The 19,714-nt window shown below is 70.6% G+C and carries 1 protein-coding gene (running past one end of the window); it reads right to left on the bottom strand.

Annotation, left to right across the window (positions count from 1 at the left end; all coding sequences use genetic code 11):
* Window positions 1-109: 109 nt before the first annotated feature.
* On the bottom strand, window positions 110-19,714 hold the final stretch of the coding sequence (locus ACFV2O_RS06485) for a non-ribosomal peptide synthase/polyketide synthase (RefSeq protein WP_379250642.1). Its footprint extends 24,084 nt past the window's final position; the window shows 19,605 of its 43,689 coding nt (coding positions 24,085-43,689); the start codon falls outside the window, past its right edge — the gene reads right to left on this strand; it ends in the stop codon at window positions 110-112.

The following is a 19,714-nucleotide window of genomic DNA, read 5'->3' as shown; positions in this document are numbered from 1 at the left end:
CGAGTGTAATCGCGTGGATCGAATTGATTCGAGTCGATCGAGCGGAGCAACGCCACTGGTGTAGGGCACAGGTCGACCGTGCCCTACACCAGCAAGTACTGCCGTTCTCCTACTCCGCGATCACGATCGTGATCTCCTCGCCCGCGGCGTCGGTCGATTCGCCCGGACCCGCGAACCAGTGGGTGACCTCGCCCTCGGTGAGGTCGGTTTCCAGGTCGCCGGTCGGGACGACGGACAGGGCTCCCGCGGTGGCGGAGGTCAGGAACTCCAGCAGCGCGGGGCGGCCGGACAGTGCGGTGGTGTACGTGGTCGACTCGTAGTCGATCTCGTGCTCATCACGCACGCGTTCGGCCTCGTCCAGTGCCTCGGACTGGGTGATCGCGACGACTCTGTTCGCCGTGGTGACGACGAACGCCGGGTGTTCCTCGCCGAGCGGGCGGACCCGGTCGGCGTAGGAGACCGGGTGCGCGGCCGCCGCGGCGATGTCCTGCTGGACCTGGGCGTCGTCGAGCGCCAGCCAGCGAATGTCGCTGTCGGCCACCGACTCCGAGCCGATGCCGAACCCGGCGCCCGCAGCGGTCAGTTCCTCGGCGGTGAGATCGCCCGCGAACAGGCATGCCGCACCGGCCTTCTGGACCGCCCAGGCCGCGACCACCGCGTCCACCGAACGCGGCAGCGTCACCGCGACCACGTCGCCGGGTCCGGCGCCGCGGTCGATGAGCACCCGGGCCAGCTGCGAGGAACGCCGATCCAGCGTGTGGAAGGCGACCTCGTCCTCGCCTGCCAGCAGCGCGGGCGCGTCCGGGTCCTCTTCGACGACCTCGGCGAGCACCTTGGACACCGTGCGAGCGCCGACCCGGCCCACCGGCTCCGGCGTGGAAGCCGCGGCCGTGACGCCGGATTCGACCAGCAGCCGGGCTCGTTCGCCCTCGTCGAGGATATCGATGTCCCCGACCAGCGCGTCCGGATCGCCCAGCAGCGCGTCGAGCACCCGCACCAGCCGTTCGGCGAGGATCTCGACCTCTTCGGCGGTGAACCGGCTGCCCAGGTACTTCAGGGTCAGCTCGATCGTGGCCTCCGACATCACCAGCAGGGTCATCGGGTAGTGCGTGGCGTCGTTGACGCCGACACCGGTCACCGACATGCCGTCGATCGAGCTGGCGGCCGAGATCGCTTCCTTGTCCATCGGATACGACTCGAACACCAGCAGCGTGTCGAACAGCGCCCCGGTGCCCGCCACCCGCTGGATGTCGGTAAGCCCCACATAGTGGTGCTCGAGCAGACCCGCCTGGTCGCCCTGCAAGCGCCCGAGCAGCTCGCCGATGCTCTGGCGGTCATCGATGCGCAGCCGCACCGGCAGCGTGTTGATGAACAGACCCACCATCGACTCGACACCGGGCAGCTCGGCCGGACGGCCGGACACCGTCGCGCCGAACACCACGTCGCCGCGGCCGGTCAGACGTCCGAGCAGGATGCCCCACGCGGCCTGCACCAGCGTGTTCACCGTGACGCCGAGTTCGGCGGCGTGCTTGGTGATCCGGCGGGTGCGGTCGGCGTCGAGTTCGGTGACGACCTTGCCGATCTCGTAGTTCTCGGCGCCGCGCGGCTGCGGCGCGAGCTGGGTGGGTTCGTTGACCCCTTCCAGCGCCGTCGCCCAAGCGCGCAGCGAGGCGTCCCGATCGCGCCCGGCCAGCCAGCCGAGGAAGTTGCGGTAGGAGGCCACCCGCGGCAGGGCGGTCTGGTCGCCGCGCACCGCGTACAACACCAGCAGATCCCGCATGAGCAGCGGCATCGACCAACCGTCCAGCAGGATGTGGTGGGTGGTGATGGCCAGGTGCCATTGCGCGGCGTCGCTGCGGAACAGCGTGAACCGCATCAGCGGCGGCGTGGCCATGTCGAAGTGCGTCGCCTGATCGGCCGCGACCTGCCTGCGCAGTTCCGCGGTCCGCTCGTCGGCGGGCAGCCCGGTGAGATCCACCTCGCGCCACGGCGCCTCGACCCGATCCAACACCACCTGCACGGCCTGGCCGTCGGCGTCGGTGACGAACGCGGTGCGCAGGTTCGGGTACCGGTCGACGATGCCCTGAGCCGCCGCACGCAGCCGCGCCACGTCCAGCGTGCCGCCCAGGTCCACCACGGCCTGCATGGTGTAGACGTCCACGGTGGACTGGGTCATCATCGCGTGGAACAGCAGACCCGACTGCAGCGGCGACAGCGGCCACACCTCGGCCAGCGCCGGGTAGCTGCGCTCCCACTGCTCGAGGTCGGGCTGCCGCACCCGCACCAGCGGCATGTCCGACGGCGTGAAGCCGCCCGCGTCCGGCCGCCGCGCGTGGGTCGCCAGCGCGGTGAGCGCCTCGACCCACAGGTCGGCGAACTCCTGGACCCGCTCCCTGCTCAGCAGACCGGTCGGGAAGGCGAACGACGCGCCCAGGCGCGGCCCCTCGTCGGAGTCGGTGACGATGGCGTTGATGTCGATCGTCGCGTTGGCGGGCATGTCGAGGTCCATGTCGACATCCAGCTGACCCAGGTCGGCCACCGGCACCCAGCCGATCTCGGCGAGCTGCTCGGGGATCTCCCCGGCCGACATCCGGCCCAGGTAGTTGAAGCTGATCTGCCCGGACGAACCCAAGGTGGGCGCGGTCTCCGGATTCAGCTGCCGCAGCAGGCCGTAGCCGAGGCCCTTGTCGGGCACCGCGAGCAGCTGCTCCTTGATCGACTTCACGATCTCGCCGAGCGCGGCGCCACCGGCGAACGCGTCGGTGAGATCCGCACCGGCCACGTCCAGCCGGACGGGGTAGGCCGAAGTGAACCAGCCGACCGTGCGCGACAGATCCGCGCCCGGCACGACGTCCTCTTCACGACCGTGGCCTTCCAGCTTCACCAGCGCCGCGTCCGAACCGTCGCCGCGCCAACGGGCGATCGTCATGGCCAGCGCCGAGAGCAGACCGTCGTTCACGCCGCCCCGGTACAGGCCCGGGATCGCGGTCAGCACCGCGTCGGTGACCTCGGCGGGCACGGTGACCTCGACCCGCTCGACGGTGGCGAACGTGTCCACCGCCGGATCGAACGCACGCTCGCCGAGCAACGGATCCGGTGTGGCCGAAACCTGCTGCCAGAATGGCAGTTCCGCGACCCGATCCGGCGCGCTCGCCGCCTGGACCAGGCTGTGCGCCCAGCGCCGCATGGAGGTGCCGTTGGCAGGCAGCGCCACCGGCTGACCGGCGACCAGCTGCGACCAGGCCACCGCCAGATCCGGGATCAGGATGCGCCAGGACACGCCGTCGACCACGAAGTGGTGCGCGACGATCAACAGCACGTCCCGCCGCTCGCCTTCGAAGGCGAACCAGACGAACTGCGCCATGGCGGCCTCGGCCGGATCCAACCTGCCCAACGCACCGTCGAGCGCTTCGGTGGCCACGCGCGCCAGCTCCGCCTCGTCGGCGTCGGCGGCCAGGTCCACGCGGTGCACCAGCGCGTCGACGTCCACCGCGCCGTGCGGCAGGGCCTCGAACGTCCAGTCCCCGCCCGTGCGGCGCAGCCGCGACCGCAGCACGTCGTGGTGGTCGAAGACCGCGGCGATGGTGGCGACCAGTGTCTCCCGGTCGATGCCTTCGGGCAGCCGCAGCGCCATGGTCTGCGAGAACCGCTGATACGACGAGCCGCTCGCGAGGATCTGCCGCATGATCGGGGTCAGCGGGATCTCGCCGACTCCGCCGCCGGGCAGTTCCTCCAGCCGCACCTGCTCCGTGCCCGCGCCCAGCGCGGCGATCTCGGCCAGCGAGGCCACGCTGCGCCGCTCGAACACGTCACGCGGAGTGAACAGCACGCCACGCGCCTTGGCCCGCGAGACCAGCTGGATCGACAGGATGGAGTCGCCGCCGAGCGCGAAGAACGAGTCGTCCAAACCGATCTGGTCGACGCCGAGCACCTCGGCGAACACCTCGGCGATGACGGCCTCGACCTCGCTGGCAGGCGCGCGGAACTCGCGCGGCGCCAGCTCGGGCTCGGGCAGCGCCTTGCGATCCAGCTTGCCGACCGGGGTCAGCGGGATCTCGTCGATCACCACGATCGCCGTCGGCACCATGTGCGGCGGCAGCGTGCGCGAGGCGTACTCGGTCAGCCTCGCCGTATCGATCTCCCGGCCCGGCGCGGCCAGCACGTAGGACACCAGGATCGTCGCGCCCGCCTCGGTCTTGCGGCCGATGGTGATCGCGTACTCGACGTCCTCGTGGCTCGCCAGCACGGTGTCGATCTCGCCCAGTTCGATGCGGAAGCCGCGGATCTTCACCTGGAAGTCCGAGCGGCCCACGTAATCGAGGTGCCACGGCACCGAAGCCACCGCGGCGTTGCCGGCCCGCTCGCCGGGTTCGGCGAACCAGCGGACCACGTCACCGGTGCGGTACATCCGCGCGCCCTCGTCGCTCCACGGGTTGGCGACGAACCGTTCCGCGGTGAGGTCGGGGCGGTTGTGGTAGCCGCGCGCCAGCGCGCCACCGGCCAGGTACAGCTCGCCCGCGACGCCCGGCGGCACCGGGTTGAGGCGGTTGTCCAGCACCAGCGCGGACATGCCGCGCACCGGGCGGCCGATGGTGATGTGCCTGCCCGGGGTGAGCTGGGCGTAGGACGAGATGATCGTCGTCTCGGTCGGGCCGTAGGCGTTGAAGTACTTGCGGCCCGGCCACCACTTGGCCAGCAGCTCCGGCGTGGTGACGTCACCGCCGACGGAGGCCACCTCGAGCGCCTCCATGCCTTCCGGATCGACTGTGCCCAGCACCGCTGGGGTGATGATCGTGTGGCTCACCCGCTCGGTGCGCAGCAGCTCCGCCAGGTCCGGGCCGCCGATGATGGTCGAGGGCACGACCACCAGCGTCGCGCCGGTGTAGGCGGCGCACAGCCATTCCAGCACCGACGGGTCGAAGCTCGGCGAGCAGATGTGCAGGAACCGGTGGTGCGATTCCAGCTGGTAGAGATCCGCCGCGACGCCGACCAGGCCGCCCATGCCCGCGTGGGTCACGGTGACGCCCTTGGGCATACCGGTCGAGCCGGAGGTGTAGATGACGTACGCCGGATGACGCATCGCCAGCACGGCGTTCCGATCGGTGTCGGTCACCTGCTCGGCGGACTGGCTCTCGATCAGCTCGCCCAGCGCCGGGTCGTCGATCCGCAGCCACTCCACGTCGCGCGGCAGCCGGTCGACGTACTCGCTCGCGGTGATGCCGATGACCGCGCCGGAGTCGTTGACCATGTGCCGCATGCGATCTTCGGGGTAGGTCGGGTCGACCGGCACGTGCGCGCCGCCCGCCTTCGCCACCGCCCAGAACGCCGCGACCATCTCGTAGGAGCGCGGGAACGACAGCGCCACGATGCGCTCCGGTCCCACACCGCGCGCGATGAGCACCCGCGCCAGGCGCGAGGAGTACTCGTCCAGTTCACGGTAGGTGATCGAGCGGCCCTGGTAGCGCACCGCGATCTGGTCCGGGTCCAGCCGCGCGCCGTGCTGCAGCAGGTCCGGCAGCAGGCCGGTGGCCATGACGTCCTCGCCCGCCACGTGCGTGAGCAGGTGGTACTCGGCCACGTCCAGCAGCGGCAGGTCGCCGATCGGGGTTTCCCGGTCGGTGGCGATCGCGGTGAGCAGCCTGGTGAACCGCTCGGCGAACACCCGCACCGTCTCGTCGTCGAACAGGTCGCGCGCGAAGGAGAACTCCGCGTACATGCCCGCGTCGTCGGGGTTCTCCCCTGCCTCGCGGATGGTCAGCGACAGGTCGAACTTGGCGGTGTCGACGTCGAAATCGACCGCGCCCACGTGCAGTCCGGGCAACTCGAAGCTGCTCTCGGGCAAGTTCTCGAACGACAGCGCCACCTGGAACAGCGGGTGCCGCGCGGTGGAGCGCTCCGGGTTGAGCAGTTCCACCAGCCGCTCGAACGGCAGGTCCGCGTGCGCGAACGCCTGCAGGTCGGCGTCCTTGGTGCGGGCCAGGAATTGGTCGAAGGTGAGGTCGCCGTCCACGTGCGAACGCAGCACCAGGGTATTGACGAACATGCCGATCACGTCGTCGAGTTCGGCCTCGCCGCGGCCCGCGATGGGCGTGCCGACGGCGATGTCGTCGGTGCCGGACATACGCGCCAGGAACAGCGCCAGCGCGGCGTGCACCACCATGAACAGCGTCGCGTTCTGCTGCCTGGCGATCTCGGTGAGCCTGCCGTGCAACTCGCCGGAGATCGGGAACACCACGCGCCCACCGGCGAACGACTGCGTCGTCGGACGCGGCCGGTCGGCGGGCAGGTTCAGCTCGTCGGGCAGCCCGGCCAGCGCGGCACGCCAGTATTCGGCCTGCTGGGAGATCAGGCTCTGCGCGTCGTCCTCGGAGCCGAGCACGTCACGCTGCCAGAGGCTGAAGTCGGCGTACTGCACAGGCAGCGGCGCCCAACCCGGTTCCACACCGGCCGAACGGGCCGCGTAGGCCAGCATCACGTCGCGGGTCAGCGGGCCCATCGACCAGCCGTCGGCGCTGATGTGATGCGCGACGAACACGAGCACGTACGCTGTGCCGGCTCCCGCCCCGCCGCTCGCATCTGTGACGCGGAACAGCTTGGCCCGCAACGGAACCTCGGTGGTCACGTCGAACCCGGCGGAGATCACCTCGATGATCCGGTGCCGGATGTCCTCGGGCGCGACCGCTTCCGGCCGCAAGTCCGGCAGTGCCCGCTCGACGGGCACGATGACCTGGTGCGCCGCGCCGTCCTGTTCGGGGTAGACGGTGCGCAGCGTCTCGTGCCTGGCGATGACGTCCCCGACCGCCGCTTGCAGCGCTTCGACATCCAGCTCGCCGGTGAGCCGCACGGCCACCGGGATGTTGTTCACCGCCGAGGCGGTGTCGAACTGGTTGAGGAACCACATGCGCTGCTGCGCCAGCGACAACGGGATGTGCTCCGGGCGCGGACCGGCCACCAGTTCGCGGCGGCCACCGGCCCCCGCGTGCTGCTCGACCTTCGCCGCCAGTCCGGCCACAGTGGAGGCTTCGAACAGCACACGCACCGGCACACGGGCATCCAAGGCCGCGCCGATCCGCGCCGCGACCTGCGTCGCCAACAGCGAATTACCACCCAAAGCGAAGAAGTCGTCATCCGCGCCGACACGCTCGACACCCAGCACCTCGGCGAACACCGACGCCACGATCTCCTCGATCGGAGTCGACGGCGCACGGAAGGCTTGAATCTCGAACTCCGGCTCCGGCAACGCCTTACGGTCGAGCTTGCCGTTGACGTTCAACGGCAACGCATCCAGGACCACGAACGCCGCGGGCACCATGTACGACGGCAACCCAGCAGTGAGTTCGGACTTCACCTGCCCCACATCGACACCGGCCTCGGCATCGGCAGGCACCAGGTAGGCCACCAAACGGTCACCGGTCTTCGGATCCGACTTCGCGATCACCGCCGTCTGCGCGATCTGCGGCAGCGCGAGCAGGGCGGCTTCGATCTCACCGAGCTCGATACGGAAGCCACGGATCTTCACCTGGAAGTCCGTACGACCCCGGTATTCCAGTTCGCCGGTGCTGTTCCACGCGACCAAGTCGCCGGTGCGATACATCCGCGCACCCGGCTCGAACGGATTCGCCACGAACCGATCCGCGGTCAGATCCGCACGACCGAAGTAACCACGCGCCAACTGCGCACCGGCGAGGTACAACTCACCGGAGACGCCGTCGGGCACCGGCCGCAGCCGGGAGTCGAGGACGTAGACCTGGCTGTTCCACTCCGGCGCACCGATCGACACGGAGGTCTCGTCGGCGAGAGTGACCCGGTGGCTGGTGATGGACACCGCCGCCTCGGTCGGACCGTAGAGGTTGAACAGTTCCGTGCGCGGGTGTTCCCGCAGGAACCGCTGCGCTACCGAACCCGGCAGGGCTTCACCGATCGCCAGCACCCGCCACAGCGAGTTCGGCATACCGGCGGTCAGCAGCGCGTCCAGCATCGACGGGACGACATGCAGCGTGGTGACCCACTCGCGCGCCATCAACTCGTTGAGGTACGCCGGGTCTCGGTGGCCGTCCGGGGAGGCGATCACCAGGCGACCACCGCAGACAGCGGCCGACCAGAACTCCCACACCGACAAGTCGAACGTCGCCGCCGTCTTCAGCAGAATCGCATCCGCCGCATCAAGGCCGAACTCGATGTTCTTCCACTGCAACTGGTTCGCGATAGCGCCATGCGGAACCGCCACACCCTTCGGGCGACCCGTCGAACCAGACGTGAAGATCACATACGCCGTGTTCTCCGGACGCAGGGGTGCGACCCGATCCGCATCCGTGACCGGCGTGGCATCCACACCCGACAAGTCGAGCTCATCGATCCGCACCACCGGCGCGACATCGGTACCGAACTCCGCCTCGGCGTTGCTCAACACACACACCGGTGCCGCCGTCTCGAGGATGTAGCTCGTGCGCTCGGCAGCCTGATCCGGATCCACCGGCACATACGCGCCACCGGACTTCGCCACCGCGTACATCGCCACGATCAAATCAACGGAGCGACGCAACGCGAGCGCCACCCGCGACTCCGTACCGACACCCAACGAAATCAAATGCCGCGCAAGACGATTCACCCGAACATCGAGTGCGCCATAGGTGATCGACTCGCCGTCCTCGGTGACGAGCGCGACTTCCTTCGGCCCGGCCGCGACCGTGGCGTCCAGCAGCGACACCAGCGTGGCGGAGGTGTCCACCGGCTGGTCGGTCGCGTTGCGCGCGGTGAGCAGCTGGGCCCGTTCGGCGGCGTCGAGCAGTTCGAGGTCACCGACCGGGGTGCGCGGCGCGGCGATGATCTCGCCGAGCAGGCGCGCGAACCGGTCCACGAAGCCCTGCACCGTCGCGCGGTCGAACATGTCGGTCGCGTAGGTGAAGAAGCCGGTGATGCCCTCGGGCGCGCCGGCGTCGTCGTAGCGGTCGGTCGCGATCAGGTGCAGGTCGAACTGGGACAGCTCGGTGTCGATGTCCAGGCCGGACACGCTCAGGCCGGGCAACTCCAGCGCGGACTGCGCCAGGTTCTGGAACGACAGACCCACCTGGAACAGCGGGTGCCGCGCGGTCGAACGCACCGGGTTGAGCACCTCCACCAGGCGCTCGAACGGCACGTCGGCGTTGGCGAACGCCTGGATGTCGGTCTCGCGCTGGCGGGCCAGCAGATCGGTGAACGCCTCGCCCGCCTCGACCCGGGTGCGGAACACCAGGGTGTTGACGAACATGCCGATCAGATCGTCCAGAACGGCTTCGCCACGGCCCGCCATCGGCGTGCCGATCGCGATGTCGTCGGTGCCCGACAACCGGGCCAGCAGCACCGCCAGCGCGGTGTGCACGACCATGAACAGCGTCGCGCCCTCCGCACGCGCCAGCTCGATCAGCGCCTGATGGGTTTGCGCGTCCACCCGCAGCTCGACCTTGCCGCCCGCGAAGGACTGCACCGCGGGGCGCGGCCGGTCCGAGGGCAGGTCCAGCTGATCGGGCAGCTCGGCCAGCGCCTGGCGCCAGTAGGCGACCTGCTTGGCGGCCAGCGACTCCGAATCCGCCTCGTCGCCGAGCAATTCGCGCTGCCAGATGCTGTAGTCCGCGTACTGGACTTCCAGCGGCGCCCAGTTCGGCGCCTCGCCCGCCGACCGCGCGGCGTAGGCGATCATCAGGTCCCTGGTCAGCGGGCCGACCGAGGAGCCGTCACCGGAAATGTGGTGCACGACCATGGCCAGCACGTAGTCCACCGACCCGTCCGCCGTAGTCTGCGCGCCCTCCCCGGCGATCTGGAACAGCGCGACCTTCACCGGCACCTCGGTCGTGACGTCGAAGATCGTCGAGGTCAGCGCCACCACGGCGGACTCGATCTGCGACGGCGCGACCACCCGCACCTCCAGGCGCGGCACGGCTTGGGCGGGCGGCAGGATGACCTGCACCGGTCCCGCCTCGGTCTGCGGGTAGACCGTCCGCAGGATCTCGTGGCGGCTCACCAGGTCGGCGATCGCGGCACGCAGCGCGGCCACGTCCAGCGCGCCGGACAACCGCACCGCGATCGGCACGTTGTAGGCCGCCGACTGGGTGTCGAACCGGTTGAGGAACCACATGCGCTGCTGCGCCAGGGACAGCGGGATGTGCTCCGGCCGCGGGCCCGCCGTCAGAGCACGGCGGCCGCCCATGTCGGCGTGCTGCTCCACCCGCACCGCCAGCGCGGCGACGGTGGACGCCTCGAACAGCAGACGCACCGGCACCCGCGTGTTGAGCGCCTCACCCAGGCGGGCGGCGACCTGCGTGGCCAGCAGCGAGTTACCGCCCCAGGCGAAGAAGTCGTCGTCCAGGCCGAGACGCTTGGCCTCACCGCCTTCGCGATCGGACAGCCGCAGCACCTCGGCGAAGGTGTTCGCCACGATCTGCTCGATCGGCGTGACCGGCGCGCGGAACACCGCCTTCTCGAAGGTGGGCTCCGGCAGCGCCTTGCGGTCCAGCTTGCCGTTGGCGTTGAGCGGCAACGCCTCCAGCCCGATCAGCATCGACGGCACCATGTACGACGGCAGCTCGGCCGACAGCGCGGACTGCAGGGCCCGCTTGTCCAGCGCGCCCGTGCGGGTCACCACGTAGGCGACCAGCCGGTCGCCGATGCTCGGATCGGTGTGCGCGACGACGGCCGCGGCGCTCACCGCGTCCTGCCGCAGCAACGCGGCCTCGATCTCGCCGAGCTCGATACGGAAGCCGCGGATCTTCACCTGGAAGTCGGTGCGGCCGCGGTAGTCCAGCTCGCCGGTGGCGCTCCAGGCCACCAGGTCGCCGGTGCGGTACATCCGGTCGCCCGCCGCGCCGAACGGGTCGGCGACGAACCGGTCCGCGGTCAGGTCCGCACGACCGAAGTACCCGCGCGCCAACTGCGCACCGGCCAGGTACAGCTCACCGGAGACGCCGACCGGCACCGGCCGCAGTCGCGAGTCCAGCACGTAGACCCGGCTGTTCCACTCCGGCGCGCCGATCGACACCGACGCCTCGTCGGCATCGGTGACCAGGTGGCTTGTGATCGACACCGCCGCCTCGGTCGGACCGTAGAGGTTGTGCAGTTCGGCGGCGTTGTTGCGGCGCAACCGCTGGGCGGTCGCGGCGGGCAGCGCCTCACCGATGGCCAGCACCCGCCGCAGCGAGTCCGACAGGCGGCCACCGGATTCGGTGAGCAGCGCGTCCAGCATGGACGGCACCACGTGCAGCGTGGTGACGCCGGTGGCGCGCATCAGCTCGTTCAGGTACGCCGGGTCGCGATGCCCGTCGGCGGACGAGATCACCAGGCGGCCGCCGGAAACCGCGGCCGACCAGAACTCCCACACCGAGAGGTCGAAGGTCGCCGCCGTCTTCAGCAGCACCGCGTCGTCCGCGCCCAGCTCGAAGACAGATGTCTCCCACTGCAACTGGTTGGCGATCGCCGCGTGCGGGACCGCGACGCCCTTCGGCTGACCGGTGGAACCGGACGTGAAGATCACGTACGCGGTGTTCGCCGGGGTCAGCGCACCCGTGCGCTCGGCCGCGGTCACCGGAGCCGTCGGGTACTCGGCGAGGTCGAGCCCGTCGATCTGCACGACATCGGCCGCCGCGGTGTGGAACCCGTCCCGGCCGGTGGTCAGCACGCACACCGGCGCGGCGGTGCCAAGGATGTAGTCGGTCCGCTCGGCGGGCTGATCCGGATCGATCGGCACGTACGCCGCACCGGCCTTCGCGACCGCGTACATGGCGATCACGAGGTCGCTGCTGCGGCGGATCGCCAGCGCGACCCGGTCCTCCGGGCCGACGCCGCGGCCGATCAGGTACCGGGCCAGTCGGTTGACCCGCGCGTCCAGCCCGGCGTAGGTCAGCTCGCGACGGCCGGTCGGCTCGTCGGCGACCAGCGCCACGGCCGCCGGGGTGGCGGCCACCGTGGCGTCCAGCAAGGACACCAGCGTCGCGGTCTGGTCGACCTCGTGCTCGGTGGCGTTCCACGCGGTGAGGATGCGCTCGCTCTCCTCGGCCGCGAGCAGGTCGATCTCGCCCACCCGCACCGTGGCGTCGGCCGCCACCGCGTCGAGCACCCGCAGGAACCGGTCGGCGAAGCCCTGCACCGTGTCCTCGTCGAACAGGTCGGTGGCGTAGCCGAATTCGGTGATGATCTCGGCGGGCGTGCCGTCGTCGGCGTACCGGTCGTACAGCGTGACGTGCAGGTCGGTCTTGGCCAGCTGCGAGTCGAAGTTGACCGCGCTCACCGTCAGGCCGGGCAGCTCGAAGGTGGTCTCGGCCAGGTTCTGGAACGACAGGCCCACCTGGAACAGCGGGTTGCGCGCGGTCGAGCGCACCGGGTTGAGCACCTCGACCAGGCGCTCGAACGGCACGTCGGCGTTGGCGAACGCCTCCAGGTCGCGTTCCTTGACGTCGCCGAGCAGGTCGGCGAAGCGCTCGCCGGACGCCACCCGGGTGCGGAACACCAAGGTGTTGACGAACATGCCGATCAGGTCGTCGAGTTCGCGTTCGCCGCGACCGGCGATCGGGGTGCCGACCGCGATGTCGTCGGTGCCCGACAACCGCGACAGCAGCACCGCCAGCGCCGCGTGCACCACCATGAACAGCGACGCGTTGTGCGCGCGCGCCAGTTCGTGCAGGCGGGCGTGCCGCTGCGGGTCGATCTCGAAGCGGATCGCCTTGCCCTGGAACGACTGCGCGGGCGGGCGCGGCCGGTCGGCGGGCAGTTCCAGCTGATCGGGCAGATCCGCCAGCGCCTGGCGCCAGTACGCCACCTGCTGCGCGGCCAGCGATTCCGGATCGTCCTCGGATCCGAGCACCGCGCGCTGCCACAGCGCGTAGTCGGCGTACTGCACCGGCAGCGGCTGCCACTGCGGCGCCTCGCCCTGCACCCGGGCCACGTAGGCGGCCATAACGTCACGCGCCAGCGGGCCCATCGACGAGCCGTCGGCCGCGACGTGATGGACGGTGAACGCCAGTACATGGTCGTTGTCCGCGATGCGGAACAGCGCCACCGCCAACGGCACCTCCACGGTGACGTCGAAGGTGGTCAGCGCGAACCCGATGACGGCGCCGAGCAGGTCTTCCTCGGCCACGTCGATCGGGGTGAGCGCCGCCGCGGACCGGTCGGCCGGGCGGATCACCTGGTGCGGGCCCTCCGCCGAGCGCGGGTAGGTGGTGCGCAGCACCTCGTGGCGGGCGAACACGTCGCCGATGGCCTGCTCCAGCGCGGCCACCTCCAGCGTGCCGGACAGCCGGACGGCCAGCGGGATGTTGTCCACCGCCGAAGTGGCCGTGTCGAACTGGTTGAGGAACCAGTACCGCTGCTGCGCGGGCGAGAGCGGGATACGCGCCGGGCGCTCCCCCGCCTCCAGGCGCGGCCGGGCCCGGCCGGACCCGGCGTTGCGCTCCACCCTGGCGGCCAACGCCACCACGGTGGACGCCTCGAACAGGTCGCGCACCGCCAGCTGGGTGTCCAGCGCGGCGCCCAGCCGCGCGGTCACCTGGGTGGCCAGCAGCGAGTTGCCGCCGAGTTCGAAGAAGTCGTCGTCCAGGCCGACCCGCGCGACACCGAGCACGTCGCCGAAAGTGCCCGCCACGATCTCCTCGATCGGGGTGGACGGCGCGCGGAACACCTTGGCCTCGAACACCGGCGCGGGCAGCGCCTTACGGTCCAGCTTGCCGGAGGCGTTCAGCGGGAACGCGTCCAGCACGACGAACGCCGACGGCACCATGTACGCGGGCAGCTCGCCGCCGAGTTCGGAACGCACGCCCTCGATGTCCACCGAGCGGCCCGCGGTCGCGATGACGTACGCCACCAACTGGTCGCCCAGCCGCTCGTCCGAGCGCACCACGACCACGGCCTGGGCGATCGAGTCCAGCGCGGTGAGCGCCGACTCGATCTCGCCCAGCTCGATGCGCAGACCGCGCAGCTTCACCTGGAAGTCGGTGCGGCCCAGGTACTCCAGTTCGCCCTTGTCGGTCCAGGAGACGAGGTCGCCGGTGCGGTACATCCGCTCGCCCGGCGCGCCGTACGGGTTGGCCACGAACCGGTCAGCGGTCAGATCGGGACGCGCGACGTAGCCGCGGGCCAATTGCACGCCCGCGAGATACAGCTCACCCGCGACACCCACCGGCACCGGGTGCAGGCGCGAATCCAGCACGTACACCTGTGTGTTGAACACGGGAGCGCCGATCGGCACCGACACCGTGTCGGCCTCGGTCACCTCGTGATAGGTGACGTCGACCGCGGCCTCGGTCGGGCCGTACAGGTTGTGCAGCAGCGCGCCGGTGAGTTCCTGCATCCGCTGCGCGGTGGCGGCGGGCAGCGCCTCACCGGAGGCGAAGACGTTGCGCAGACTGGTGCATTCGTCGGCGCGTTCCTCGGCCACGAACACCGACAGCATCGACGGCACGAAGTGCGCCGTGGTGACCCGCTCGCCGGTGACGACCTGCACGAGGTAGGCCGGGTCGCGATGGCCGTCGGGCTTCGCGACGACCAGGCGCGCGCCGACCTGCAAGGGCCAGAAGAACTCCCACACCGACACGTCGAACGTGGCCGGGGTCTTCTGCAACACCACGTCGGTGTCGTCGAGGCCGTACTCGTCTTGCATCCACACCAGACGGTTGACGATCGCGGCGTGCGAGACCGCCACACCCTTCGGGCGGCCGGTCGAACCGGAGGTGAAGATCACGTACGCGGTGTTCGACGGGCGCAGCGGCGCACGGCGATCCGCATCGGTGACCGGCTCGTCGGAGTACCCGGCCAGCGAGACCACATCGATCTCGATCGCCGGGGTAGCGCCCGCGTCGAACTCGTCGCGCGAAGTGGTGAGCACGCACACCGGCTGCGCGGTGTCGAGCACGTAGCGGGTGCGGTCGGCCGGATGGTCCGGATCCAGCGGCACGTACGCGCCACCGGCGACGCTCACCGCGTACATGCCGACCACCAGCTCGATCGAGCGGCGCATGCCCAGCGCGACCATCGAGTCCGGGCCGACGCCCAGCGAGATGAGGTGCCGGGCCAGGCGGTTCACCCTAGCGGCGAACTCGGCGTAGGACAGACTCGTCCCCTCGAACGTCACGGCGGTCGCGTCCGGGGTCCGCGCCAGCTGCGCGGCGAACATCGACACCAGGGTGGCGTCCGGGTCGACCGGGTGCGCGGTGTCGTTCCACCGCTCGAGCACCTCGGTGCGCTCGACGCTGTCGAGCAACTCGACATCGCCGACGGCCACGGACGGATCGGCGGCTATCGCCGTCAGCATCCGGACCAGCCGCGACGCGACGCCCGCGATGGTGTCGGAGTCGAACATGTCGGTGGCGTAAGCGAATTCGGCGGTCATGCCGTCTGCCGAGCCCGAGGCGTCGAACCGGTCGGCGAGGTTGAGGTGCAGGTCGAACTTGGCGGTCACCACGTCCAGCGGCACCCCGGCCACTTCCAGGCCGGGCAGCTCGAAGGTGGCCTCACCGGTGTTCTGGAACGACAGCATCACCTGGAACAGCGGATGCCGCGCCTGCGAGCGCGCCGGGTTCAGGATCTCCACCAGCCGCTCGAACGGCAGGTCCGCGTGCGCGAACGCCGCGAGGTCGGTGTCCTTGGTGCGCGCAAGCAATTCGGTGAACGCGATCGCGGGATCGACCGCGCTGCGCAGCACCAGCGTGTTGACGAACATACCGATGGCGTCGTCGAGCACCGCCTCGCCACGGCCCGCGACCGCGGTGCCGATGGCGATGTCGTCGCTGCCGGACAACCGGGCCAGCAAGGCGGCGAACGCCGCGTGCACCACCATGAACAGGCTGGCGCCGTTCGCGCGGGCCAGCGCGTTCAGCTCGCGCAGCAGCTGCGCGTCGAGCGCGAACTCGTACACGCCGCCGCGGTTGGACGCCACCGCCGGACGCGAGCGGTCCGACGGCAGATCCAGCTGATCCGGCAGCCCGGCCAGGGAGTCGGACCAGAACGCGACCTGCTGGGCGATCAGCGAGGCGGGATCGCCCTCCGACCCCAGCGTCTCGCGCTGCCACAGCGCGTAATCGGCGTACTGCACCGGCAGCGGAGCCCACGCGGGCGCCTCGCCGCGCGAACGCGCCGAGTAGGCCACCATCACGTCGCGTGCCAGCGGGCGCACCGACCAGCCGTCGCCGGAGATGTGGTGCACCACGAACACCAGCACGTGGGTGTCGGGCTGCGAGCCGTCCATCGAGCCCGCGATGCGGAACAGCGCGGCGCGCACCGGGACCTCGGCGGTGACGTCGAAGCCGGTCAGCACCAGTTCGCTGATCCGCTCGGAGATCTCGGCCTCGGACACCTCGATCGGGGTGAGGTCGACCGCGCTGTGCCCGGCGGGCAGCACGACCTGCACGCCCTGGCCGTCGGCGGTCTCCGGGTACACCGTCCGCAGCACCTCGTGCCGGTCGACCACGTCGGCCACGGCCTGGCGCAGCGCCTCGGTGTCCAGAGTTCCGGTGAGCCGGACCGCGAGCGGGATGTTGTTCACCGCGGTCTGGTTGTCGAACCGGTTCAGGAACCACATGCGCTGCTGGGCCAGCGACAGCGGGATCTTCGACGGGCGCGGGCCCGCGGCGAGTTCCCGGCGGCGGCCGGTGCCCTGGTGCGCCTCCACCCGCACGGCCAACGCCGCCACGGTCGGCGCCTCGAACAGCGTGCGGACCGGGATCCTGGTGTCCAGCGCGGCGCCGAGCCGGGCCACCACCTGGGTGGCGATCAGCGAGTTGCCGCCCAGGTCGAAGAAGTCGTCGTCCAAGCCGACCGCGCGTTCGGCCTGTGCCAGGCCGAGCACCTCGGCGAAGACATCGGCGACGATCTCCTCCACCGGCGTGGACGGCGCACGGAACTCCCGCGCCTCGAAGACCGGCTCGGGCAGCGCGCGGCGATCCAGCTTGCCGTTCGGGTTCAACGGCATGGCATCCAGCACCACGATCGCGGCGGGCACCATGTAGGACGGCAGCTGCGCGGACAGATGCGCGCGCAACGCCTCGACGTCCAGCGTCGCGCCGTTCGCCGGCACCACATAACCCACCAGCTGGTCGCCGGTGCGCGCGTCCGAACGCACCAGCGCGACCGACTGCGCGACCGATTCGTGCGCCGTCAACGCGGTCTCGATCTCGCCGAGCTCGATGCGCAGACCACGCAGTTTCACCTGGAAGTCGGTGCGGCCCAGGTACTCGATGGCGCCGGTGTCGTCCCGGCGCACCAAGTCGCCGGTGCGGTACATCCGAGCACCGGGCGCGCCGTACGGGTTGGCCACGAAGCGATCGGCGGTGAGGTCCGTGCGACCGAAGTAGCCGCGCGCCAGCTGATCGCCCGCGAGGTACAGCTCACCCGCGACGTTCGAAGGCACCGGGTGCAGACGCGAATCCAGCACGTACGCCTGCGCGTTCCACACCGGCAGGCCGATCGGCACCGCCCCGTCCACCTGCTCGGCTACAGGTGCGTGCGTGGCGTGCACGGTGAACTCGGTAGGTCCGTACAGGTTGTACAGCGCGGCGTCGCTGACGCGGCGGATCGCCACCACCGCGTCGGCTGTGAACGCCTCACCGGCGACGAACAGCGTGCGCAGCGAGGCGAGCGCGTCGGCGTCGGCCGGGTCGATGGAGCCCGCGAAGACGCTCAGCATCGACGGCACGAACGAGGTCATCGTGACCCGCTCGGCCGCGATCACCTCGGCCAGGTACTGAGGGTCGCGGTGCCCGTCCGGGCTCGCCACCACGATCCGGCCGCCGGTGCTCAGCGGGCCGAACAGCTCCCACACCGACACGTCGAAGGTGGCGGGGGTCTTGAACAGCACCACGTCGTCGGCGTCGATGCCGTATTCGCCGGTGATCCAGCGGATCTGGTTGACGACCGCGGCGTGCGGCACGGCGACGCCCTTGGGGCGGCCGGTGGAGCCGGAGGTGAAGATCACGTACGCCGGGTGCTGCGGGCGCAGCGGCGCGATGCGCTCGGCGTCGGTGACCGGGTCGTCCGCGTAACCGGACAGGTCCAGCTCGTCGATGCGCAGTGTCGCGCGGCCCGCGCCGTCGAACGCGTCGCTCGCGGTGGTCAGCACGCAGACCGGGTCGGCCGAGTCGAGCACGTAGTGCACGCGGTCGGCGGGCTGGTCGAGATCCAGCGGCACATAGCCGCCACCCGCCGCCTGCACCGCGTAAGCGGCCACGACCAGGTCCACCGAGCGGCGCAGGCCAAGGGCGACCAGCGTCTCCGGACCCACACCGGCTTCGATGAGTCGACGCGCCAATCGCCGCACGCGCGCGGCGAATTCGGCGTAGGAGAGCTGCGTCCCGGTGGCCGGATCGATCACCGCGACCGCGTCCGGCGTCGCCGCGGCCTGCGCGGCGAACTCCTCGACCAGCGTGCTCGCCGGGCCGAGGTCGCGGGCGGTGTCGTTCCAGCCGCGCAGCGCCTGTTCGGTCTCCGGCTCGTCCAGCAGCGTGAGATCGCCGATGGGCCGGTCCGGCTCGGCGGCGACGGCCTTCAGCAACCGGCCGAAGCGCCGCCCGAAATCGGCCATGGTGGCCGGGTCGAACAGGTCGGTGGCGTAGATCAGCTCGGCCGCGATGCCCGCGGGGTTCGCGCCCGCGGAATTCTCGGCGTCGCGTTCGGACAGCACCAGTTGCAGGTCGAACTTGGCGACGTCGATCGGCAATTCGACACCGCTCACCGTCAGCCCCGGCAGCTCCAGGCTGTTCTGGCCGGTGTTCTGGAACGACAGCATCACCTGGAACAACGGGTGGCGCGCCTGCGAGCGCGCCGGGTTCAGGATCTCCACCAGCCGCTCGAACGGCAGGTCCGCGTGCCCGAACGCGGCGATGTCGGTGGCGCGCACCGCACGCAGCAACTCGGTGAACGTCGCACCGGACTGGACCGGGGTCCGCAACACGAGGGTGTTGACGAACATGCCGATCAGGTCGTCGAGCGCGCGCTCGCCACGTCCGGCGACCGGGGTGCCGATCGCGATGTCGTCCTCGCCGGACAGTCGCGACAGCAGCACGGCCAGCGCGGTGTGCGCGACCATGAACAGCGTCGCGCCCCTGGTGCGGGCCAGTTCGGTGAGCTGAGCGTGGGTCTGCGCGTCGATCTCGAAGACGTGCGTGGCGCCGCGACCGGAGGCGACCGCGGGACGCGGCCGATCCGACGGCAGATCCAGCTGCTCGGGCAGCCCGCGCAGCGAGTCCGACCAGAACGAGATCTGCTCGGCGATCACCGAAGCCGGATCGTCCTCGGCGCCGAGCACCTGACGCTGCCACAGCGCGAAGTCGGCGTACTGGACCTCCAGCGGACGCCAGGCGGGCTCGCCGCCGTCGACGCGGGCGCCGTAGGCGGTCATCACGTCGCGGGTCAGCGGGCCCATGGAGAAACCGTCGGCCGAGATGTGGTGCACCACCAGGGCGAGCACGTGCTCGGTGGGACTGATCTCGAACAGCCTGGCGCGGAAGGGCACCTCGGCGGTGACGTCGAAGGCCGTGCCGATCAGCCGCGAAAGCCGCTCGGGCAGTTCGGCTTCGGTGACGTCGACCGGCGTCAGGTCCGGGATGACCTTGGCCGTGGCCACGATCTGCTGCCGCGCCGCGCCGTCCACCTCGGGGTAGAAGGTGCGCAGCGACTCGTGGCGGGCCAGCACGTCGGCGACGGCGATCTGCAACGCCTGCCGGTCCAGCAGGCCCGACAGCCGCACCGCGGCCGGGAT

It is taken from the genome of Nocardia sp. NPDC059691 (assembly GCF_042733915.1).
GTDB classification, from domain to species: domain Bacteria; phylum Actinomycetota; class Actinomycetes; order Mycobacteriales; family Mycobacteriaceae; genus Nocardia; species Nocardia sichangensis.
Note: the sequence above shows the minus strand (reverse complement) of the source record. Positions and strands in the feature narration are given on the sequence as shown.